Source organism: Dokdonella sp., assembly GCF_019634815.1.
Lineage (GTDB): Bacteria > Pseudomonadota > Gammaproteobacteria > Xanthomonadales > Rhodanobacteraceae > Dokdonella_A.
On record NZ_JAHCAP010000022.1, the window covers coordinates 1 to 20,947 of the forward strand.

Sequence of the window (20,947 nt, forward strand, 5' to 3'; positions counted from 1 at the left end):
GGATGCGGGACGAACCCATACGGACGTGAGTCGGTTCTCGCGTCGGCGCAGCGGAGGCTACCGAGGCCAACTTTCGGCGCAAGCCGAAATTCCCAACCGCAGGGATGCGGGACGAACCCATACGGACGTGAGTCGGTTCTCGCGCAGCCGAACACGTTCAGGACAACACAAAACTTCGGCGCGCGCCGAGTCCCCGACCGCAGGAATGCGAGACGAACACGCCAGGTCGCGAGTCGGTTCTCGCGCAGCGAATCAAGACAAGGCAATACCCACGGTCTTGCGCATGCCGCCCCGGCGCGCGGCGGTACGATCTGCGACCTGTTTCAGGCGGCCGCTTGCACCGGTGCGGATGTGCGGATCAAATGATCGAAGGCGCTGAGCGCGGCCTTCGAACCCTCGCCGACCGCGATCACGATCTGCTTGTAGGGTGTCGTGGTGCAGTCACCCGCGGCGAACACGCCAGGCAGCGAGGTTTCGCCGCGGGCATCGACTTCGATCTCGCCGCGATTGCTGAGCTTGAGCGTACCCTTGAGCCAGTCGGTGTTGGGCAACAGGCCGATCTGCACGAAGATGCCTTCCAGATCGATGCGGTGGCTCTCGCCGTTGCTGCGATCCTTGTAGAGCAGGGCATTGACGCGCTGGCCATCGCCGAGCACTTCGGTGGTTTGTGCCGAAACGATCACGCTGACATTGGGCAGGCTGCGCAGCTTGCGCTGCAGGACTTCGTCGGCGCGCAATTTGGCGTCGAATTCGATCAGGGTGACATGGCTGACAATCCCGGCAAGGTCGATCGCGGCTTCGACGCCGGAGTTGCCGCCGCCAATCACCGCGACGCGCTTGCCCTTGAACAGCGGACCATCGCAGTGCGGGCAGTAGGCCACGCCCTTGTTGCGGTATTCGTTCTCGCCAGGCACGTTCATCTGGCGCCAGCGCGCACCGGTTGCCAGCACCACCGACTTCGCCTTGAGCGAAGCGCCACTGGCGAGTTTCAACTCGAAATGGTCGCCGGCAGGCAGCAGTTGCTCGGCGCGCTGCAGATTCATCACGTCGACCTCGTAGTCGCGCACGTGACGCTCGAGCGCCGCGGCGAACTGCGGACCCTCGGTGTGCTGCACCGAGATGAAGTTCTCGATCGCGAGCGTATCGAGCACCTGGCCGCCGAAGCGCTCGGCGACGAGGCCAGTGGCGATGCCCTTGCGCGCGGCATAGATCGCCGCCGCTGCGCCGGCAGGGCCGCCGCCGACGACGAGTACATCGAAGGTTGCCTTGGTCTTGAGCTTCTCGGTTTCACGTGCGGCCGCGCCGGTATCGAGCTGGGCGAGGATTTCGGTCAGGCCCATGCGGCCGTTGCCGAAGGGTTTGCCATTGAGGAAGATCGCCGGCACCGCCATGATGCCCAGGCGTTCGACTTCCTCGGTGAAGGCGGCGCCATCGATCGCAACGTGTTCGATGCGCGGGTTGAGGACTGCCATGAGATTGAGCGCCTGCACCACGTCGGGGCAGCTCTGGCAGGACTGCGAGAAATACGTTTCGAACCGGTAGCCGCCCGGCAGCGCGCGCACCTGGTCGAGCAGGGTCGGGTCTTCCTTCGACGGATGCCCACCGACCTGCAGCAGCGCGAGCACCAGCGAAGTGAATTCGTGGCCGAGGGGCAGGCCGGCGAAACGCAAGTGCACGCTGCCATCGCTGCGTGTGATCGCGAACGAGGGACGGCGCACGTCGGGTTCAGTGGTTTCGACGATGCTGACGAGGTCGGACTGCGCTGCGATGTCAGCAAGCAGGGCCTGCATCTGCTGGCTGGTTTCGCTGTCATCAAATGCCGCAATCAACTGGACCGGCTGTTGCAGTCGTTCGAGATAGCTCTTGAGCTGAGTCTTGAGATTGGCATCCAACATGGCGTCGATCTCCGCGAAGGGCGAATTGGTGCGTGCGCGCAAGGCGCAGGCGGAAAAATGGGGAGGCAGAGCACAAGCCGCGATGGCGGACTGTGGTCTGCCGCCCACCGCTTCCCGGGGTTTCCGGGAAGCGGCGTGCGACGCAAGGGCCTCAGATCTTGCCGACCAGATCGATCGACGGCGCGATCGTCTTGTTGCCTTCCTTCCACTTGGCCGGACAGACTTCGCCCGGATGTGCGGCCACGTACTGCGCGGCGCGCAGCTTGCGCAGCGTTTCGGTGACGTCACGCGCGATCGCGTTGTCGTGGATCTCGAGCGTCTTGATCACGCCTTCGGGATTGATGATGAAGGTGCCGCGCAAGGCGAGGCCGGCTTCCTCGATGTGCACGTCGAAGGCGCGCGTGAGCTGATGGGTCGGATCACCGACCAGCGGGAACTTCGCCTTGCCCACGGCCGGCGAGGTTTCGTGCCAGACCTTGTGCGAGAAGTGCGTATCGGTGGTGACAACGTAGACTTCGGCGCCGGCCTTCTGGAACTCGGCGTAATGCTCGGCCGCGTCCTCGACTTCGGTCGGGCAATTGAAGGTGAATGCGGCGGGCATGAAGATGACCACCGCCCACTTGCCCTTCATGCTGGCATCGGAAACTTCGACGAACTTGCCGTTGTGGAAAGCCTGCGCCTTGAACGGCTTGATCGTGGTGTTGATGAGTGACATGGGTGCATCTCCTGCTTGGGTTGGAAGGAATCGACATCGGCAGGGTAGGGGAAGTCGTCGATTCGGTAAAATTGATTGTTGGAATACAATCGATAGAGCATGCCTATGGAAAGGGCCGCGTAGCTGTTTTCACGGCAGCTACCCGCTGCGGCGCCTGCCCGTACACTTTGCTTCCTTTCCGGTTCGCCGGCGCATTGCTCGATGTCCAACATGCCTTTGCCGACTCTGCCCTCCCTGCCTGCGCTGCACCTGCGTGCGCGCCTGAACGCCAGTCTGCGCAGCTGGTTTGCCGAGCGCGGGGTGCTCGAGGTGGAGACGCCGATCCTGTCGGCGGCGGGCAACACCGAGCCGAACATCGAGGGTTTCAGCACGCGCTTTCGCGGTCATGTCGATGCGGGTGCGCGCGAGCGCTGGTTGCGCACCTCACCCGAATATGCGCTCAAGCGCCTGCTCGCCGCCGGAGTCGGCGACTGCTACGAATTGGGCCGCGTGTTCCGCAACGGCGAGGCCGGCCAGCGGCACAATCCGGAATTCACGATGCTCGAGTGGTATCGCGTCGGCTGGGATCACCACCGCTTGATCGAGGAGACGGTCGAGGTCGTGCAGCTCGCGCTGTCACTGGTCGGCCGACATGCTGCGGTGGACGTGCGCAGTTACGGCGACTGGTTCCGCGACGAACTGGGTCTCGACCCCTTTCTTGCGACGCTCGAGCAACTTGCCGCGCCGCTGGCCGACGTGCGCATCGACGCCGAGGGACTCACGCGCGATGACTGGCTTGATCTGCTGATCACCCATCGCCTGCAAGCGAAGTTCCCGGCCGATCGCATCAGCGTGATCTTCGATTTCCCGGCGTCGCAGGCGGCGCTGGCGCGGATCCGCCCCGGCGAAGTACCGCTGGCCGAGCGCTTCGAGCTGTACCTTGGGCGCAACGAACTCGCCAACGGCTATCACGAACTCGGCGATGCGGTCGAACAGCGCGAGCGATTCGAGCGCGACAATGCGCGGCGCCGGGCGCGTGGGCAAGACGAATTGCCGATCGACGAGCGCCTGCTTGCCGCCTTGCCGAACTTGCCGGCCTGCGCGGGCGTTGCCCTGGGTGTTGAGCGGCTGCTCATGAGCCTTTTGCGGACGGAAGATATCCGCGAGGTGCTCGCGTTCGGATTTGCACAGGCCTGAGCGTGTGCGGCCCGCCAGCGATGAGGCGGAGCCGCCGCTGCGGCGGCTCCGCCACGTCGGATCAGCGCCAGGCGAGCGCGCGTGCGCGGCGTTCCTGCAGGCTGAAATCAGCCTGATTGAGCAGACGCAGATCGCGCACTTCCCACGGCGCGCCGAGTGACAAGGAAGCGGCGTCATAGCGCAGGTCGATCGTGCCCCGACCCGCCGGCAGCCACGCCGCCGATTGCGCCATCGCCACCGGCTGCAACTTGCCGTCGGCATCGGTGCCGTAGAGCACGCCCGACAGCGCGTAACGGCTTGCAGTGCGTGCCTCCACGCCGATGCGCAAGCTCAAGGCGCCGCCCTGCGCGTTCGATTTGGACTGGCTCACGCGGCCATCGAGTCGTGCCACCGGCACGCTGACCGCGAAGGCGCTTCTGGCATCGCGCGGCACGCCGTCCTTGCCGGTGCTGACGCCGAAGGCATGGATTTCCCACAAACCTTCAGCGCCGGCGTGGGCGAGATCGGGTGTGACGCTGCCGACGTAACTGCCATCGGCCTGGCGCGTGAAGTCGACGTTCTGACTCGCGCCATCGGGTGCGCTGAGCAGGCCGCCGATGCGCTCGAGCGTGGCGCCTTCGATGGTGGCGCGGAAAGCAACAGGATCACCGCCGACGATGCTGTCACGTTCGGCCTTGAGTGCGAGCACAACCGGACTTGCCGGCTCGAACACATGCACCAGATAGGCGCCGCGTGCAGTTGGTACGGACAGTTGCAGATCGCCGCGCACGGACTTGCCCATGCGCAAGATCACGCTGCCGCCGGGCACATCCATGCCGGCGGCATGCAGGTCGTCGGAATTGGCGAGCGTGTCGATGGCCTTGGCGTTGTCGATGCGTTTGCCGTTCACGCGGATCTGCACGTCGGCTTCGGCAATCGCCGACTTGCCGTCATGCGGACTCAAACGCACGAGCGCACCGGTCGCGCTCAATGGCAGGCGGACCCCGTTCTGGATTTCGGCCTCCGTCGCGTCGATCCAGTACTCGCGGCTTTGCGTGACGTTGATCTGCGGCTCCGCATCGAGGGCGCGCGTACCGTCGAGCGGCCAGCTCACCGCAACCGGTGCGCGTTCGAGCGTGGCGACGCTCGCCGGTGTTGACTTGGGCATGACAAGACGTGATGCGACAAGGTCCTGTGGCGTGGCCGCGAGCAGTTGCAGTGTGTCGCCAGCTGCCGCAGGAGCGGCGGCAACGGTGAGCGACAGGGCGACAAGCAGGGGCAGCGGTCGGAATTTGAAGGGATTCATTGGCGCGCTCCTCACAGGTCGTTCTTCAGGATGTTCTGCAAACCAAAGCAGGCTCGGCGACTCTGATTGTGGTTGAGTACCTTGCCGCCCGTGCGCGTCTTGTCGTTGAACCACAGACTGCCTGCGGCGCGGGCGCTGCTGCATTCGATGAAGCCATCCGAACAGCTGGACAACCAGTTTTGCGTGATTTCCAGACCCACGCTCTGCGAGTAGCCACCGCAATAGGCATCGGAGTTCCAGACCGCGCTCACGACGTCGGTACCGACGACGCTCCAGAAGCCTTTGGGCAGGGCCGGGCGGCCGCTGGTGCCGAACAAGTTGTTCTGGTTGTAGTAGGCCATCCAGCTGGTCTGCTGCTGGCGTACCGCGTCGCTTTGATAACCAAGCAGCCAGCCCAGTGCGTTTTCGAACACATTGCCGGCGATCACCGCATTGGCGAGTGGTGTACCCGCACTCGATGGCGCCAACGCGTTTACCCAGCGGATCCTGGAAATGATCGCGGGATAGCGGCTGTCGTAGGTCGGGTTGGACATGATCCAGCGCATCACGTTGCCACCGTTGGAGTGGGTGATCACGACCAGGTCGGTGATGCCGCGGCTGTCGATGAAGCTCTTGAGCTGGCCGGCCAGACAGCCGGCCGCGCGGCTGTCCCACATGTATTGGGTGAAATCACAGTTGATGACGACGTAGTTGGAGCGATTGACCAGGCCCTGGCGTACCGTGTCGACCATTGGTGCCTGCCAATAGTCGGCGTAGGCATTGGTCTGGCTGCCGGTGCCGTGCACGAAGGCGACACCGGTGGTGGCGGTGGCCGCAAAGGCCGTGGAAGTCGCTGCCACGAGCAGCAGCGTCATGACGATGCGCAGCATGTTCTCTCCCAAAGGCACGCGCCACAGGAGGCGCGGCTGATTCGGGCCCGTGCCGGGCGTCCGCTGGACACATCCCTGCGGCCGAAGGCGATCGGTTCGGGCATCAAGGTCATGCTTGCCGACGGTGTCGTCTCCCCGCACCGTACGGCAGCGTATTGGATGCTGCGGCTGCGGCGGCAACGGTGTCAATCTGCGCTTGCAGCAAATTGCGGCATTCGTGGTCCGGCTCAGAACTCCAGATCGACCGCCGCGCACAGATAGTCGATCAATGGCGCGATGCGCTTGAAGGTGTCGACGAGGCTGGGCCGCAATTCTTCCGAACAGGCGAGCGCTTCGGCAAAGCCGTGGCCGGCGGCGAAGTGCTTGCGCTTGAGGTCCTCGATCAGTTCGTGAGCCGGATCGAAGCCCTGTGGCGGTCGCTTGAGCTTTTCACCCCAGAACTCGAAGCGCTCGCGGAAGGCGCGCGTATGGACGGCGCGCTTCCAGGCGGCAGGATTGTCGGCGAGGAAACCGCGGATCTTCTTCAGCGTCGCGCTTTCCGGACTCCAGATGCCGCCGCCCGCAAAGCAGTCACCTGGCTGCAGCTGCATGTAGAAGGACGGCGCCTGGATCTCGCGCCGACGCTCGTGTGCGAAACGCGCGCCGGCCCAGGTCTTGTAGGGCGTCTTGTCGTTGCCGTAGCGCACGTCACGATGGATGCGAAACAGCGATCCGCCCTGGCGGCGCGGATCGGCACGGTAATGCGGACTGATCTTCGCCAGCGGCGCCTGCAGGTCCGCAATCAGTTGCAGATAGGGCTCGCGCACATGGCGTTCATAGCTGGCCTTGTTGGCAGTGAACCAGGTGCGATTGTTGTTGCGCGCGAGTGCGCGCAGAAACTTGAAAGTCGCGGGCGAGAAATAAGTGGTCGACATGGCACGGGTCAGTCCAGGGCAAGTTCCCACTGCGCGAGTTCGTCGAGCAGGGCACATTGTTGTGGTGTGGTGTGCGGTGCGCCGCGCAGCGCCGCAATGGTCTGGCGATACTGCTCGCGCGTGAGCGTGGTGAGATCGGTCTGGGTATCGAGTCGGCGCGTGCGGAATTCGCTCCAGCGTGCCGCCTCCCGGGCATCGAGCGTGGCCGGCCAATTGCGTGCCCGATAGCGCAGCAGCAACTCGTCGTAGCGCCGATCAGCAAAGCTGAAACGGCGCTGGCCGAGCTGCGTCGGCGGCGTGCCGCGCACCTGCCGGAACAGGCGTTTGTCGGCGTCACTGGCAAATCCGGCATAGATCGCCAGTTCCGGGTCCGGGGGTTCGGCGCGGCCATCGGCCAATGAGAATACCTGGCGGACCTTGTCGGCAACCCCGCCCATTGCGCGCAGGCGCGCGGCGTGGGCGAGTGCGCGTGGCAGATCGAGGCCGATGCGGGCGTGATCGACATCGCGCAGCACGCTCAAGGGCGCTAGTGCGGGTGACTTGTTGGCGTGGATCAGCTTGAGCGGGATGCGTTCGATGCCGTCGGGCAGGTCGACGCGTGGCGTGAACACGCGGTCGGCGATCTCGTCGGCAGCAAGGTCGAGCAGGATCGATGGATCGGTATCGAGATCGCAGACGATCACGGCATTGGTCTGCGAGGGATGCATGGCGATCGGCGCGATCACCGCCAGACACCCGCGGCTCGCGGGGTAGCGCGATGACACGTGGACCAGCGGTGTCATCCGTGCCACGTCGAGCAGTTCGAACGCGCGCTGCTTTCTGCGCAGCTCGAAATGGAATTGGAACAGTCGCGGCTGCTCCCGGCGCAGCAGTCGCGCCAGACCGATCGTGGCCAGCACATCCGACAGCGCATCGTGTGCGCGCTGCTGTTCGATTTGGTTGCTGCGAGCGAGATCTTCGAGCCGGAAGCTCGGGCTGCCGTCTGCATGTCGCGGCCACTCGATGCCGGCAGGGCGCAGCGCGTAACACATGCGCGCGAGATCGATCAGGTCCCAGCGTGAATTGCCGGCCTTGTATTCACGCTCGTACGGATCGTGGAAATTGCGGTAAAACAGGTTGCGCGTGAATTCGTCGTCGAAGCGGATCGAGTTGTAGCCGACCGTGCAGGTTTGCGGGGTGCTCATGAGCTCGTGCACGCGCGCGGCGAATTCGGCCTCGATCAAGCCTTCGCGCTGCATGCGCTGCGGCGTGATTCCGGTGATCAGGCAGGCTTGCGGATGCGGCAGGATGTCGGGTGCAGGCTGGCAGAACAGCGTCACGGCATCGCCGACCGGCTCCAGTTCGGCGTTGGTGCGCAGCGCCGCGAATTGCGCCGGGCGGTCCCGGCGTGGATCGGTGCCGGTGGTTTCGTAGTCATGCCAGAGAAAGCTCGCGGTCATCGCCTGAGCATATCAAGTCGGCTGCTAGACTCGGAGTCGACGCAGATGCCACGTGACGCCATGACACAACCTGATGAGCACAACCTGATCTGGATTGACCTGGAAATGACGGGGCTGGATCCCGATCGGGATTCGATCCTCGAAATCGCCACCGTCGTCACCGACAAGGACCTCAACCTGCTGGCCGAAGGGCCCGAGTTCGCGATTGCGCATCCCCTGGCGCGACTCCAGGCAATGGACGACTGGAATCGCAACCAGCACGGCAAATCCGGCTTGTGGCAACGCGTGCTCGACTCGCAGGTGGACATCGCCACCGCCGAGGCCTTGACGATGGAATTTCTGGTCAAGTGGCTGCCGGCGGGCAAGTCGCCGATGTGCGGCAACTCGATTTGTCAGGACCGGCGCTTCCTGTATCGGCTGATGCCACGGTTGGAGCGCTTCTTCCATTACCGCAACCTCGATGTGTCGACGGTCAAGGAGCTCGTGCGGCGCTGGGCGCCCGATGTCGCGCACGGCTTCACCAAGGAATCGGCCCACACCGCGCTCAGCGACGTGCGCGATTCGATCGCTGAACTGCGCTACTACCGGCCGTTCATGGGGCGCGTGGGTGGTGTTGCGTGCGGCAACTGATCCGAAGTGTCGATGCCCGCGCGCGGGTCCCACGGGCGATGTCATGAGTGCTTTCAGTGGAACTCGCGGGCGGCGCAGTCAAGTGCCGGCAGCAAGGCACTGCCGTCGTGCAGACGGCGCGCGACCAGATGGCGCACGCCATCGCCGCTGAGTTGCAGCACGCCATCGACCAGCAGGATCGTGGCTTCGAGCAGGATACGGGTCTGGCGCTGTGCGAGCGCCTGCCAGATCACCACGTTGACCGTGCCGGTTTCATCCTCGAGCGTGACGAAGGTGACGCCATTGGCGGTGAGCGGGCGCTGGCGCACGGTGACCAGCCCGGCGCAGCGCAGCGGCAGATCGGTCTGGGTGATGCGGATCAGCTCGGCTGCGCTCAGCACGCGGCGCCGACGCAGTTGCGCGCGGATCAGGGCAAGTGGGTGGGCCTGCAGTGACAGGCCGAGCGTGGCGTAGTCGCCGAGCACGTCCTCGCAGCGTGTCGGGACAGGCAGTACGACTCGGGCCTGATCCGCTGGCAGGGAGGCGAACAGCGGCGCAGCCAGATCGATGCCGGCGCTGTCCCAGCGCGCGCGGTGGCGATGACCGCTGAGCGAGCGCAATGCATTGGCATCGGCTAGACGTGCGCGTTCGGCCGGGCTGACGCAGGCACGCGCGCAGAAGTCGGCGAGATGGGCGAAGGCTGCTTGCGAGCGGGCGGCGACGATGCGCTGCGCGAGCGCCTCGCCGATCCCCTTGACCTGACGCAGCCCAAGACGCAGGGCATGGGTGTGACGCGCATGTCCGGCTTTCGTCGGCAAGGATTCGAGGGTGCAATCCCACTGGCTCGCGCACACATCGACCGGCAACACGCGCACGCCGTGCCGGCGCGCATCCTGCACCAGTTGCGCCGGCGCGTAGAAACCCATGGGTTGCGAATTGAGCAGGGCACAGGTCCAGGCGGCCGGATGGAAATGCTTGAGCCAGCACGAGGCCCAGGCGAGATTGGCGAAGCTCGCCGAATGCGATTCGGGGAAGCCATACGCGCCAAAACCCTTGATCTGCGCGAACAGGCGCTCGAAATACGCCTCCTCGTAGCCGCGCTCGAGCATGCCGGCGCGGATCTTGTCGCGGAAGGGTTCCAGATCGCCCGCGTGCTTCCACGCCGCCATCGCGCGACGCAACTGGTCGGCCTCGCCCGGCGTGAAGCCGGCGACGACCTGCATCAGCTTCATCACCTGTTCCTGGAAAATCGGCACGCCCAGCGTGCGTGCCAGCACGTCGCGTATCGCGCACTCGCCGTGACCGGCCTCGAGTTCGAAGCGCGACTGCGGGTAAGTCACCGCTTCCAGACCCTGACGCCTGCGCAGGTAGGGATGCACCATGTCGCCCTGGATCGGGCCGGGCCGCACGATCGCGATCTGCACGACCAGATCGTGGAAGTTGCGCGGCTTCAGGCGCGGCAGCATCGACATCTGCGCGCGGGATTCGATCTGGAACACGCCGACGGTGTCGGCGGCGCAGATCATGTCGAACACCGCGGTATTGGATGGCTCGGCGCCCGGCGCGGGAATGTCGTGCAGGCCCGGCCGTGCGCCATGGCAAGGCAGCGTCCACAGCTCGTGCGCATGCAGGAGCGTGAGGCATTTGCGCAGCGCGCTGAGCATGCCCAGCGCGAGCACGTCGACCTTGAGCAGGCGCATTTCCTCGAGATCGTCCTTGTCCCACTGGATGATCGTGCGCGCGGGCATTGCCGCGTTCTCGACCGGCACCAGTTCGTGCAGCGGCGCCTGCGAGATCACGAAGCCGCCGACATGCTGGGAGAGATGGCGCGGAAAGCCGCGCAACTCGTCGGCCAGCGCGAACAAGCGCTGCACGTTGCGGCTGTCTGGATCGAAACCGCGCTCGCGCAGCGCGGCCGCGAGATCGCCGCCGCCGCGTGCGTGGACCAGGGCCGCGGTGAGCAGGGCGATCTGCTCGTCGGCGAAACCGAGCGCGCGGCCGACGTCGCGCAGCGCGCTGCGACCGCGATAGCGGATCACCGTCGCGGCGAGCGCGGCGCGTTCACGGCCGTATTTGGCGTAGATGTACTGGATGACCTCCTCGCGCCGCTCGTGCTCGAAATCGACATCGATGTCGGGCGGCTCGTCGCGCTCCTTCGACAGGAAGCGCTCGAACAAGAGATTGCCGTTCTCGGGCGTGACCGCGGTGATGCCCAGGCAATAGCAGACTGCCGAATTGGCCGAGGAGCCGCGGCCCTGGCACAGGATCGGCGGCTCGCGCGTGCGCGCCCAGCGTACGATGTCCTCGACGGTGAGGAAGAAGTGTTCGTAGCGCAGTTGCTCGATCAAGAGTAGTTCGCGCTCGAGCTGCGCATGCACGGCCGCGGGAATGGCCTGCGGCCACAACGCACGTGCACCCCGCCAGGTCAGCTCGCGCAGGTGTTCGATCGCGCTGCGGCCGATGGGTACGAGTTCATCCGGATAGCGGTAATCGAGGCCGCGCAGACTGAAGCGGCACGCCGCGGCGATGCGCAGTGTTTCGGCAAGCAGCGCCGCTGGATAGAGTGCGTGCAGATCCTCGATGCGGCGCAGATGGCGCTCGCCGTTGGCGAACAGCGCATGGCCGGCCTGCGCAAGCGTGCAGCGCAGGCGCGTCGCGGTGAGCACGTCCTGCAGGGCGCGTCGCCGGCGCAGGTGCATGTGCACGTCGCCAGTGGCGACCAGCGGCAGCTCGTGACGCGCGCCCAGCGCCGTGAGTGCGGCCAGCCGCGCCGCATCGTCGCTGCCGCGATGCAGTTCGACCGCGATCCACAGGCGACCACGAAACCGCTCGGCGAGCCACTGCGCCTGTTCGTCGAGGCGCTCGGTTTGGTCGCGCGCACGGGCATCGGCGAGCCACAGCACGAGCACACCGGCGCCGAGCTCGGTGAGATCACTGCGCTCGAGTGTGTAGCTGCCCTTGGCGCCGCGTCGGCGCGCGCGGGTGATGAGTCGGCACAGATCGGTGTATCCGCTCGCATCGCATACCAGCAGCACGAGCTTGAGACCGTCGTCGAGGAGCACTTCGCTGCCGACGATGAGCTTGACGTCATGCGCCTCGGCGGAGACAAGTGCGCGCACGGCGCCGGCAAGCGAGCACTCGTCGGTGATCGCGAGCGCGGCATAGCCGAGTTTCTTCGCACGTGCGAACAATTCCTCGGCGCTCGAAGCGCCGCGCAGGAACGAGAAGCTGGACAGACAATGCAGTTCCGCATATGCGGCGGGCGCCGCCGCGGGCAGGCGTGGCGAGGGACTCATGCGAACCAGCCATGCAAGGTCCACGGTGCGCGGGTGCCGGCTTCGACGAAGGCCCAGGCGCGCTGGCCGCTGCGCAGTTCGACGATGTAGTAGTCGCGGCGCTGGTCGTGGCCATCCCACCAGCCGCTTTCGATGCGTTCGGGCCCGGCGAGGATGCGCTGCGGCGCCTGTCGCAATGCAAGCGGCCGCTGCAGCAGCCAGAACGGACGTGGCGCGCTGGTGAAAGACGTTGCGCCGGTTGACGGGTCGCTGCGCGAATTGCGCGGCGGTTCCGTGCGCGTATCGAGCACGGGTGCGCTGCGCTGCCAGGCGCGCGCAGGCCGATGATCGGCGTGGCAGGTGAGACCATGCAGGGCGTCATCGCCGAGCCGCGCACGCAGGCGCTCGGCGAGCGCGGGCCAGTCGAGCAGGCTGCGTGCGTGCGCCTCGAACAGATCCTGATGCGCCGGCACCAGCGGCGGCAGGTCATCGGCATGCAGGGCGAGCGAAAGCGCGGGCGCCGGCAATGCGCAGCGTTCCAGGCGCGCGCGTGCGAGTTCGAACAGACTCGCGGCATCACGCTGCGGTGCAAGCAGGCCGACGTCGATGCGGGTGCGGGCATCGCGCGCATGGCCGATCACCAGTTCGAAGCGCTGCACGCCACCGTCGCGCGCGAGCAGGAACAGCGCCAGTTCGCGGATCAGGCGTTGCAACACGAAGGCGAGGGCGGTGGTCGAGGTGACTTCGCTGTCGAACTCGATGCGGCGATGGAAACAGGCGGGCGGCTGCCAGCGTGCACAATCGCTTGCGAGCAGCCCGCGCAGACGATCGAGCCGGGCCAGCAGGGCCGCACCCAGACGACGACCAAGCTGCGCACGCGGCAGGCGGAACAAGTCGCCGAGTCGGCGCAGACCCATGCCCTGCAGTGCGTCGATGGTCTTGTCATCGAGACCGCTGTGCGCGATCGGCAGGGCCGTGAGCGCGCTGTGCAATGCCGGCATCGTGGTCACCGCGATGTCGCCGTGTGTGCAGGCCAGCACCTGTGCCGCACTTGCGGTCGGTGCGGCGGCGAACTGGCAGGCAAAGCCGCTGTGCGCGAGTTCGCTGCGCAGGCGACGTTGCAGCGCCGGCCAACCGCCGAAGAGTTTCAGGCTGGCGCCGACCTCGAGCAGGATCGAATCAGGTGCATGCACGCACAACTCGGCGCTGTAGCGCCAGGCGAGCGTGGCCAGGGCCTGCAGCGACTGCTGTTCGGCGGCGCGGTCACGCGCGAGCGTGCGCAGTCGCGGGCACAGTGCCTGGGCGCTGGCGAGCGGCTGGCCCGCGCGTACGCCGGCTGCCTGCGCCGCGGCATCGGCCAGCACGATGTGGCGCGACGGCATCGGGCCGTCGATGACCGCGCAGGGCCGGGTATCGCCAGCGGGCGCGGCCGTCTGCAGCGCATCGAGCGCCAGGCGTGGAAAGCGCAGGCAGAGCCACAACATGCGCAGCCCGTTGCATCATGCGCGCAGCCGCATGCCGACCATGCCGCCGACGCGGCCACGACACTTGAGCAGTTCCAGTCGTGGTTCGCCCTGCACGGTGCCGATGCGCAGGCGCAGTGCGCTCGGGCTGGCGCTGTCGGCAGCGGCGAGCGGACGAAACACGAAGCCGAGCGTGCCGCCGGTTTCCGCCGCCAGTTGCAGGCGGCGCAGCTCGCGGTAATCGGTGCGTGGCAGCCAACCGAGCACGGCGCCGCAGCAACCCGAGCGCAGGCATTGCTCGATGCTCCAGTGGGTGTCGTTGCCGGTGGCATCGAGTTGCACGAGCTGGCGCAGGTCGATGCCGGCGGCAGCCAGTGCCGGCGCATAGGCGATGAAGGGGGGCGCGACCAGCACGACGCGCCGCCTTGCCTGCGTCAGTGCGGCGAGCGTGGGCAGCAGCAGCGAGCATTCGCCCAGGCCATCGTGTTCGACCAGCAGTTCGCACAGCGCGCCCTGTGGCCAGCCGCCACCGGGCAGCAGGGTATCGAGCGCGGCATGCCCGCTCGGCTGCGTGGCGATCGTCGCTGCGGGTGCGCTGCGACGGCGCCAGATGCCGGGATGGCGCAGCAGGTCGGTGAGCGCGGCCTCGTTGCGTGACATCACATCGCGAGCGTGCGCAGGATTCGTTGCGCCGGATGTCGGCGCCGCGGGCCAGCTCGCGGACGCGGCATCGACCGGCTCGAGGCAGGTTGCGGGAACGGCATTGAACATGACCGCCTATCTCCGTGCGGATGAGGAATCGGGACGGATCAGGCCGACGTAGAGGCCTTCGATCGCGAACGTGTGGCGCTGTGCATCGACCTCGATCGGTGCGAAGTCGGGATTGGCCGGCAGCAGGCGGATGCGTTCGCCATCCAGTTGCAGGCGTTTGACAGTGACCTCGTCGTCGATGCGGGCGACGACGATGCGACCGTGTTCGGCCGTGGCGCTGCGATGCACGGCGATGAGGTCGCCGTCGAGGATGCCGGCATCACGCATGCTCAGGCCCTGCACGCGCAACAGATAGTCGGCGCGTGGACGGAACAGTTCGGGATCGACCGCGTGCTGTGCTTCGACGTTCTCGGCAGCGAGGATGGGGCTGCCGGCGGCGACCCGCCCGACGAGGGGAAGCAAGGTCGCCGCCGACGCCCGTGACTGATGCGGGAGCCGCAGTCCGCGATGGTGTGGTAGACGCTCCAGCACACCCTTGCGAACCAGCGCCTCTACATAATCCTGCGCTGAAGAATGACTTGCAAGCCCCAGATTCTGCGAAATTTCCCTGAGCGTCGGCGCGCGGCCGTGCTGTGCCAGCCAGGACTGGATGCAAACCAGCACGCGGCGCTGGTTCGGAGTGAGGGTGGCATCGTTCATGCGTACGAATGTACGTAGTTCCACGCCGCCGCACAAGTGCCCCAACCCGCAGCCTTGTGCGGCCGTGGCGTAGGCTTGGCCGGTGTTGCCTGATAGGAGTGCGTGATGAATCGTGACGGCCAACTGCAGATCGAACCCCGCCTGCACGACCTTGGCGACGGTTTTCTTGTGCGTCGCGTGTTGCCGTTCCGGCAGCGCCGCCATGTCGGTCCGTTCGTGTTCTTCGACCATATCGGCCCGGTCGATCTCGCTCCCGGTCGCGGCATGGACGTGCGTCCGCATCCGCATATCGGATTGGCCACGGTGACCTATCTCTTTGACGGTGCGATCCGGCACCGCGACAGTCTCGGCAGCGATGTCGTGATCCGCCCCGGCGACGTCAACTGGATGACTGCGGGGCGCGGCATCGTGCATTCCGAGCGCACGCCGGCGCTCGAGCGCGCAGCCGGTCATCGCCTGCATGGCCTGCAGACCTGGGTGGCCTTGCCGCGCGAGCAGGCCGAGGTGCCACCCGGGTTTCTTCACTACGAAGCCGACAGCTTGCCGCAGGTCGAGCGTGACGGCGTGCAACTGCGCGTGATTGCGGGCAGTGCGTTCGGCATGCAATCTCCGGTGCGGGTGTTTGCGCCGACCTTGTATGTCGAAGTGCGCATGCGCGCGGGAACACGCTTGAGCGTACCGGCCGAGCATGCCGAGCGCGCGATCTACGTGCTGGATGGCGAGTTGCACGTCGATGCCGCGCCGCTGCCGCCACAACGCATGCTGGTCGTCGATAACGCCGCAGCGATCGAATTGTCTGCGCGCAGCGCTGTACACCTGTTCCTGTGCGGTGGTGCGCCGCTCGACGGTGAACGCGTGTTGTGGTGGAACTTCGTCGCCAGTGATCGTGCGCGCATCGAGCGTGCCAAGGCCGATTGGCTGGCGCAGCGTTTGGGCCAGGTGCCCGGCGAGAGCGAGTTCATCCCCTTGCCTGAAAGCTGAGCCCGGCGGGGGCGCCTGCACGGTTGCCGCCGGGATTGCGCCTATACTTCGCCCGCGCCGCCACCGGCGGCGCCATACCGCCATGAGGGTTGCCACATGTTCGAAAAATTCTCGCAGAGCTGGGCGTTGATCAAGGCCAGCGCATCGGTGCTGCGTTCCGACAAGGAATTGCTGGTGTTCCCATTGATCTCGGCGATCAGCTGCATGATCGTTGCGGCAAGTTTCTTCGTGCCGGCGATCATGGGCGGCCTGTTCGAAGGCGGGGATCGCGATCATGTCAGTCCGATGGCATACGTGCTGATGTTCGCGTTCTACATCGTGCAATATTTCGTCATCATCTTCTTCAATTCCGCGTTGATCGGTGCGGCCCTGATCCGCCTCGAAGGCGGTGATCCCACGGTAGCCGATGGCTTTCGCATCGCGATGTCGAAGCTGCCGGCGATCCTGGGTTACGCGGTGATTTCGGCGACTGTGGGCGTAGCGCTGCGCGCGTTGCAGGAGCGTGCCGGCTTCATCGGACGCTTCGTCGTCGGTCTCATCGGCCTGGCCTGGACGGTGGCCACCTTCCTCGTCGTGCCGGTGCTGGTGAGTCAGGACATCGGTCCACTCGATGCGGTCAAGCGCAGCGCGGAACTGCTCAAGAAGTCCTGGGGCCAGAACCTCATCGGCAACGGCGGCATCGGACTGGTGTTCGGATTGATCTTCACCGCGACGCTGTTGATTGGCGCCGGTCTGGTCGTGATGGCCGCCATCAACGGTGCCGTTGTGCTTGCAATCAGCCTGGGCATTGCCGTCGTGGTTGCCTTGCTGTTGCTCGCCCTGGTCCAGGCTGCGCTGCATGGGGTCTATGCCGCCGCACTGTATCGCTATGCGACCGTCGGCGATGCGGGCCAGGGATTCGACAAGGCGACTCTTGCGAGCGCGTTCATGGTCAAGGCTTGAGCTGGGTCGCACGGGCCGGGTGTGGCATTGATGCACGGGGTTTGCATCGATGCCGCGTCCACGTGCGGTCCATCGTGGGCGGCCGATACGATTCGGCTATCCTGCGCGTCGAGGTCGGACCATGCAGACATTCTCGAGCTTCCGCACGTTCTATCCGTACTACCTGTCCGAGCACGCCACGCCCAACTGCCGGCGCGCGCATTTCATCGGCAGCACGCTGGTGCTGATCGTGCTTGCCGTCGCACTGGCAAGTCGTGACCTGCGCTGGCTGTGGCTCGTGCCCGTGGTCGGTTACGGCTGCGCATGGATCGGTCATTTCATGTTCGAGAAGAACCGTCCGGCGACGTTTCGCCATCCGTTCTACAGCCTTGCCGGTGATTGGGTGATGTACGTGGATTTCCTGCGTGGCCGCATCCGCTGGTGAGGCCGCAGGCATGAGCGCGCAAGCGGCGCCGATGGGCGTGGCGCCCGACCAGCGCTTGCGTCACATCGACGCGCTGCGCGGGATTGCTGCCTTGCTCGTGCTCTGGCGGCACGTCGCCGATGCCTTTGTGACGCTCGGTCCCGGGGTCTGCGGGCGCTGGATCTCCGAGCTCGGCGCGGACCTGGACTTTGGCCGCATCGGCGTGGTCACGTTCTTCCTGATCAGCGGTTACGTGATTCCCTTCAGCATCCACCCCGAACGGCCGGCGCCGATCGGCAGCTTTCTGATCAAACGCTTCTGGCGTATTTTTCCCGCCTACTGGCTGTCGATACCGCTGGGGGCGTTCGCCACCTGGTGGTTGTGGCAACGCGCATTCGGCGCCCGCGAGTTTCTCGTCAACCTCAGCTTGCTGCAGGATCTGTTCGGCGTTCCCGGTGCCTTGGGCCTGTACTGGACGTTGCTGGTCGAGTGGATGTTCTATCTGTTGTGCGTGATCCTGTTGCTGGTCGGCAGTTTCGCCAAGCCGCGGCACTGGTTGCTGCTGTCGCTGGTGCTGATGCTCGCCTGGTTCGCCGAAATGCTATACCACTGGGCAAGTGGGGTGGCAGGAATCGGTTCCGTCGTGGCCTTTCAGCTGCTCAATCTTTCCTTGATGCTGCTTGGCGCGCTCGCGCGCAGCCATTGGATCGAAGCCGGCGACGACCCGCTGGTGCGCAAGGGAGTCATCGCCTTGCTGCTCTGGCATCTGCTTGTCCTGCCGGTGGGCACAAGCGTGGTGATCGGCGTGGGGAACAATGCCGCGATTCCCTATGCGTTGGGGGTTGCGCTGTTTGTCGTCGGCATCAGTGTGGTGCGGATCCGTTCACGCCTGACCGACTGGCTTGGGCGCGTGAGCTATTCGCTCTATCTGTTCCATCCGGTGGTGTTCATGATCATGCTGTGGGGGCTGCTGCGACTGCCTGCCGATTCGATCTGGCGCAATCAGCATCTTGGCGTCTATCTGTTCGCCAACGCCTTGCTGGCGGCAGGCGTGGCCACGCTCGTCCATCACTGGGTTGAGCGCCCCGGCATCGAATTGGGGCGCCGGCTTGCGCGAGGCTGGGTACGTTGGTGGGGCCGGGATGATGTTGCGGTGGCGATGGCTGCACGTGGATAGGGCATTTGATGCCGCCGCCCCGCTGCCGAATCGCTACTGGATCAGATCGACCTGCTTGACCGCGGTGCCGGTGAGCAGACCGAAGTGGCCGGTGACGTAGGTGTAGCTGGCGTCCTCGCCCGGGATTGTCGAGCTGTGCACGCCACCGACGGTGCACAAACCGCCGTAGCAGACGATCTGGTCGTACCAGGACTTGATCGAGTACGCGCGTGCCGCCGGTTTCTTGCCGGCCAGGCTGGTGATGAGTGGACTGCCGATCGACAGGCCCTGCGCGCCGCAGGTCGTGGTCATCACGTTCCACGGATAGACCCCGCAGGAACGCAAACCGCGCCAGGCGCCGGCGATGCCGACGAAGCTGTCGATGTAGCGCTTCATGCCGAGGCGGTCGATTTCGCGCGCGGCCAGCGTCACGCCCATGGAATGGCCGATCACGTCGATCTTGCCCGTGCATGAGGAGGCGATCGCATCGATCATCGCGCTCTCGACCGGGACTTCCTCGCTACCCGAATGATCGTTGCAGGCGGGGCAGAACTTGCTGCCCCAATCGGGAGCAAAGATCTGGCTGGCGCCGTAGCCGCGCGCGAGCAGCTCGGCGCGCGTGTTGTCGAAGTCCGACGGCGAGCCGGCATTGCCGTGGACGAGGACCACGTTGTCGCGGCAGGTGGCATGCAGGGGTGTCGAGCATGCAAACAGGCCGCCAAGCACCAGTAGCGCAATCGTCTTCATCGAAGTCCTCCGGGCGTGGGTGAAGCGGGCAGGGCTGCGCATTGCCCGCGCACCTTAGCGCCGTGCTGCGGCGGTTCCACTTGTACGAAGGTACGAAGCTGCTCGTGCTGCAACGCGCAATCAATGCGCGCCCGGGCCCGCGGCGACATTGCCAAACGGCGGTCGGGCCAACCAGACCAGCGGAATCATCAGCACGAACAGGATCGCGCAGGCCCAGAACACGTCGTTGACCGCGAGCGTGAGCGATTGCTGGGCGATGAGGTCTTCGATCACCTGCCAGGCACGCGCATCACCACCCAAACCCTGCACCCAGCTCTGTGTCGCCGCACTGGTGCCGGTGATGTGTTCGGCCAGCACGGCGTGGTGATAGTCGCCGCGGTGTTGCCACATCGTCACCGTGACCGCGGTCGAGATGCTCGCCGCGATCGTGCGGCAGAAGTTGGCCAGACCCGATGCCGAGGCGATCTCGTGCGGCTTGAGTCCGGACAGGAACACCTGATTGAGCGGGATGAAGAAGGCCGGGATCGCCATGCCCATGATGAAGCGCGGCCACAGCAGCTGGTTGAACGAGGCGTTGTCGGGGAACAGCGAGAACCAGTAGGACGTGGCGGCAAACACGATGAAGGCGAAGGTGACCACGCTGCGCAGTTCGAGGCGGTCGATGTTGCGACCGATCAGTGGCGAGAGCAGGAAGGCGAGCACGCCGACCGGCGCGGTGGCCAGGCCCGCCCAACTCGCGGTGTAGCCGAGCACCACCTGCAGCCACAGCGGATAGACCACGTTGATGCCGAAGAAGCCGACCATGCCGAAGGACATCACGCTCACGCCGATCACGAAGTTGCGTTTCCGGAACAGGCTGAGGTCGACGATCGGGTGCTTGTCGGTGAGTTCCCAGGCGATCAGGAAGGTGAGACAGACCACGGCAATGATCGCCAGGGTGGTGATCAGCGGCGAGGAGAACCAGTCCTTGTCGTTGCCGTTGTCGAGCATGAATTGCAGGCAGCCGACGCCGATCACCAACAGGGCCAGACCGACCTTGTCGATTGGCGTCTTGACGATCTTCGACTCGCGGCGGCGCAACAGGTACCAGGTGACGATCACGGCGAGCAGGCCGACCGGTGCATTGATGTAGAAGATCCACGGCCAGGAATAGTTGTCGGTGAGGTATCCGCCGAGGATCGGGCCGAAGATCGGCGCGACCACGACCGTCATTGCCCACAGCGCGAGCGCCAGGCCCTTCTTCTCGTTCGGATAGTTGTTGAGCAACAGGCTCAGGCTCAACGCCACCATCGGGCCCGAGCCCGCGCCCTGCAGCAGGCGGCCGATCACCAGCATCGGCATGCTGGTGGCAAAGCCGCACAGCATCGACATCAACACGAACAGGAAGGCCGACATGCAGAACGCGCGTACCTCGCCGAACTGGCGCCCGATCCAGCCCGACAATGGCTGCATGATCGCGCTGGCGAGCGAATAGGAACTGATGGCCCAGGTGCCTTCCTGCGGGCTCACGCCGAGGCTGCCGGCGATGTGCGGAACCGAGACGTTGACGATGGTGATATCGAGCACTTCCATGAACGTCGCGAAGGCGATCGCGACGGTCAAGAGCGCCAGCGGCGCGCCGTGGAGCGGCGGCAGCGGGGCCGAATCTTGCGGCGTGGTGGCCATCGG

At 65.6% G+C, this 20,947-nt stretch carries 18 protein-coding genes; 6 read left to right on the forward strand and 12 right to left on the reverse strand.

Annotated elements, in window-relative coordinates; all coding sequences use genetic code 11:
• Positions 1-323: 323 nt before the first annotated feature.
• Together ahpF and ahpC are read right to left on the reverse strand one after the other, a co-directional pair.
• Entirely contained in the window at positions 324-1,895 is a 1,572-nt protein-coding gene (gene ahpF, locus KF759_RS10970) for an alkyl hydroperoxide reductase subunit F (RefSeq protein WP_291225389.1), read from the reverse strand.
• 151 nt (positions 1,896-2,046) lie between these two features.
• A complete protein-coding gene (gene ahpC / locus KF759_RS10975; RefSeq protein WP_291225391.1) occupies positions 2,047-2,610 on the reverse strand; it encodes an alkyl hydroperoxide reductase subunit C in 564 nt (187 codons plus the stop codon).
• 201 nt (positions 2,611-2,811) lie between these two features.
• Between ahpC and epmA the strand changes: the two genes are divergently transcribed.
• Entirely contained in the window at positions 2,812-3,786 is a 975-nt protein-coding gene (gene epmA, locus KF759_RS10980; protein WP_291225393.1) for an EF-P lysine aminoacylase EpmA, read from the forward strand.
• A 61-nt stretch (positions 3,787-3,847) separates the two neighbouring features.
• Here epmA and KF759_RS10985 read toward each other — a convergent pair whose 3' ends face one another.
• From KF759_RS10985 to sbcB, 4 genes are all read right to left on the reverse strand, one after another.
• Positions 3,848-5,071 (reverse strand): DUF4785 domain-containing protein, encoded by a 1,224-nt coding sequence (locus tag KF759_RS10985; RefSeq protein ID WP_291225395.1) that lies wholly within the window; start codon positions 5,069-5,071, stop codon positions 3,848-3,850.
• An 11-nt stretch (positions 5,072-5,082) separates the two neighbouring features.
• Positions 5,083-5,940, reverse strand: a complete 858-nt coding sequence (locus KF759_RS10990) for a hypothetical protein (protein ID WP_291225397.1) — start codon at positions 5,938-5,940, stop codon at positions 5,083-5,085.
• A gap of 227 nt (positions 5,941-6,167) precedes the next feature.
• Positions 6,168-6,854 (reverse strand): DUF2461 domain-containing protein, encoded by a 687-nt coding sequence (locus KF759_RS10995; protein ID WP_291225399.1) that lies wholly within the window; start codon positions 6,852-6,854, stop codon positions 6,168-6,170.
• Between the two features lie 8 nt (positions 6,855-6,862).
• Positions 6,863-8,293 (reverse strand): exodeoxyribonuclease I, encoded by a 1,431-nt coding sequence (gene sbcB, locus KF759_RS11000; protein WP_291225401.1) that lies wholly within the window; start codon positions 8,291-8,293, stop codon positions 6,863-6,865.
• Between the two features lie 60 nt (positions 8,294-8,353).
• Here sbcB and orn point away from each other — a divergent pair, with 60 nt between their 5' ends.
• Positions 8,354-8,923 (forward strand): oligoribonuclease, encoded by a 570-nt coding sequence (gene orn / locus KF759_RS11005; RefSeq protein WP_291225403.1) that lies wholly within the window; start codon positions 8,354-8,356, stop codon positions 8,921-8,923.
• Between the two features lie 53 nt (positions 8,924-8,976).
• Here orn and KF759_RS11010 read toward each other — a convergent pair whose 3' ends face one another.
• From KF759_RS11010 to lexA, 4 genes are read right to left on the reverse strand one after another with little or no spacing between them, the layout of a single operon-like run.
• The gene (locus KF759_RS11010) at positions 8,977-12,198 is read right to left on the reverse strand and encodes an error-prone DNA polymerase (protein ID WP_291225405.1); all 3,222 of its coding nucleotides are present in this window, start codon (positions 12,196-12,198) and stop codon (positions 8,977-8,979) included.
• Complete coding sequence (locus tag KF759_RS11015; protein ID WP_291225407.1) at positions 12,195-13,661, reverse strand: DNA polymerase Y family protein; 1,467 nt, start codon at positions 13,659-13,661, stop codon at positions 12,195-12,197. The genes KF759_RS11010 and KF759_RS11015 overlap by 4 nt, the downstream gene beginning before the upstream one ends.
• Positions 13,662-13,676: 15 nt before the next feature.
• Positions 13,677-14,411 (reverse strand): translesion DNA synthesis-associated protein ImuA, encoded by a 735-nt coding sequence (gene imuA, locus KF759_RS11020; protein WP_291225409.1) that lies wholly within the window; start codon positions 14,409-14,411, stop codon positions 13,677-13,679.
• A 6-nt stretch (positions 14,412-14,417) separates the two neighbouring features.
• The gene (lexA, locus tag KF759_RS11025) at positions 14,418-15,050 is read right to left on the reverse strand and encodes a transcriptional repressor LexA (protein ID WP_291225411.1); all 633 of its coding nucleotides are present in this window, start codon (positions 15,048-15,050) and stop codon (positions 14,418-14,420) included.
• A gap of 105 nt (positions 15,051-15,155) precedes the next feature.
• Here lexA and KF759_RS11030 point away from each other — a divergent pair, with 105 nt between their 5' ends.
• The 4 genes from KF759_RS11030 to KF759_RS11045 all read left to right on the forward strand — a co-directional run bounded on the left by KF759_RS11030 (position 15,156) and on the right by KF759_RS11045 (position 18,553).
• Complete coding sequence (locus KF759_RS11030) at positions 15,156-16,031, forward strand: pirin family protein (protein WP_291225431.1); 876 nt, start codon at positions 15,156-15,158, stop codon at positions 16,029-16,031.
• A 96-nt stretch (positions 16,032-16,127) separates the two neighbouring features.
• Complete coding sequence (locus tag KF759_RS11035; RefSeq protein WP_291225433.1) at positions 16,128-16,973, forward strand: DUF6159 family protein; 846 nt, start codon at positions 16,128-16,130, stop codon at positions 16,971-16,973.
• Positions 16,974-17,094: 121 nt separating this feature from the next.
• On the forward strand, positions 17,095-17,397 hold the full coding sequence (locus KF759_RS11040) for a DUF962 domain-containing protein (RefSeq protein ID WP_291225435.1): 303 nt from the start codon (positions 17,095-17,097) through the stop codon (positions 17,395-17,397).
• Positions 17,378-18,553: an acyltransferase gene (locus tag KF759_RS11045; RefSeq protein WP_291225436.1), complete on the forward strand. Its 1,176-nt coding sequence runs from the start codon at positions 17,378-17,380 to the stop codon at positions 18,551-18,553. The genes KF759_RS11040 and KF759_RS11045 overlap by 20 nt, the downstream gene beginning before the upstream one ends.
• A gap of 33 nt (positions 18,554-18,586) precedes the next feature.
• On the opposite strand, the gene KF759_RS11050 is transcribed toward KF759_RS11045, so the two are convergent.
• Both KF759_RS11050 and KF759_RS11055 read right to left on the reverse strand, forming a co-directional pair.
• The gene (locus tag KF759_RS11050) at positions 18,587-19,279 is read right to left on the reverse strand and encodes an alpha/beta fold hydrolase (protein ID WP_291225438.1); all 693 of its coding nucleotides are present in this window, start codon (positions 19,277-19,279) and stop codon (positions 18,587-18,589) included.
• Positions 19,280-19,399: 120 nt separating this feature from the next.
• Complete coding sequence (locus tag KF759_RS11055) at positions 19,400-20,944, reverse strand: DHA2 family efflux MFS transporter permease subunit (RefSeq protein WP_291225439.1); 1,545 nt, start codon at positions 20,942-20,944, stop codon at positions 19,400-19,402.
• Positions 20,945-20,947: the final 3 nt, after the last annotated feature.

Bases quoted from the DNA above. Each gene is read 5' to 3' on its own strand.
- ahpC (WP_291225391.1), bottom strand. From the start codon at position 2,610: ATGTCACTCATCAACACCACGATCAAGCCGTTCAAGGCGCAGGCTTTC.
- lexA (WP_291225411.1), bottom strand. From the start codon at position 15,050: ATGAACGATGCCACCCTCACTCCGAACCAGCGCCGCGTGCTGGTTTGC.
- KF759_RS11030 (WP_291225431.1), top strand. From the start codon at position 15,156: ATGAATCGTGACGGCCAACTGCAGATCGAACCCCGCCTGCACGACCTT.
- KF759_RS10995 (WP_291225399.1), bottom strand. From the start codon at position 6,854: ATGTCGACCACTTATTTCTCGCCCGCGACTTTCAAGTTTCTGCGCGCA.
- KF759_RS11050 (WP_291225438.1), bottom strand. From the start codon at position 19,279: ATGAAGACGATTGCGCTACTGGTGCTTGGCGGCCTGTTTGCATGCTCG.
- imuA (WP_291225409.1), bottom strand. From the start codon at position 14,411: ATGTTCAATGCCGTTCCCGCAACCTGCCTCGAGCCGGTCGATGCCGCG.
- KF759_RS10990 (WP_291225397.1), bottom strand. From the start codon at position 5,940: ATGCTGCGCATCGTCATGACGCTGCTGCTCGTGGCAGCGACTTCCACG.
- orn (WP_291225403.1), top strand. From the start codon at position 8,354: ATGACACAACCTGATGAGCACAACCTGATCTGGATTGACCTGGAAATG.
- KF759_RS11035 (WP_291225433.1), top strand. From the start codon at position 16,128: ATGTTCGAAAAATTCTCGCAGAGCTGGGCGTTGATCAAGGCCAGCGCA.
- ahpF (WP_291225389.1), bottom strand. From the start codon at position 1,895: ATGTTGGATGCCAATCTCAAGACTCAGCTCAAGAGCTATCTCGAACGA.
- sbcB (WP_291225401.1), bottom strand. From the start codon at position 8,293: ATGACCGCGAGCTTTCTCTGGCATGACTACGAAACCACCGGCACCGAT.
- epmA (WP_291225393.1), top strand. From the start codon at position 2,812: ATGTCCAACATGCCTTTGCCGACTCTGCCCTCCCTGCCTGCGCTGCAC.
- KF759_RS10985 (WP_291225395.1), bottom strand. From the start codon at position 5,071: ATGAATCCCTTCAAATTCCGACCGCTGCCCCTGCTTGTCGCCCTGTCG.
- KF759_RS11010 (WP_291225405.1), bottom strand. From the start codon at position 12,198: ATGAGTCCCTCGCCACGCCTGCCCGCGGCGGCGCCCGCCGCATATGCG.
- KF759_RS11040 (WP_291225435.1), top strand. From the start codon at position 17,095: ATGCAGACATTCTCGAGCTTCCGCACGTTCTATCCGTACTACCTGTCC.
- KF759_RS11055 (WP_291225439.1), bottom strand. From the start codon at position 20,944: ATGGCCACCACGCCGCAAGATTCGGCCCCGCTGCCGCCGCTCCACGGC.
- KF759_RS11015 (WP_291225407.1), bottom strand. From the start codon at position 13,661: ATGTTGTGGCTCTGCCTGCGCTTTCCACGCCTGGCGCTCGATGCGCTG.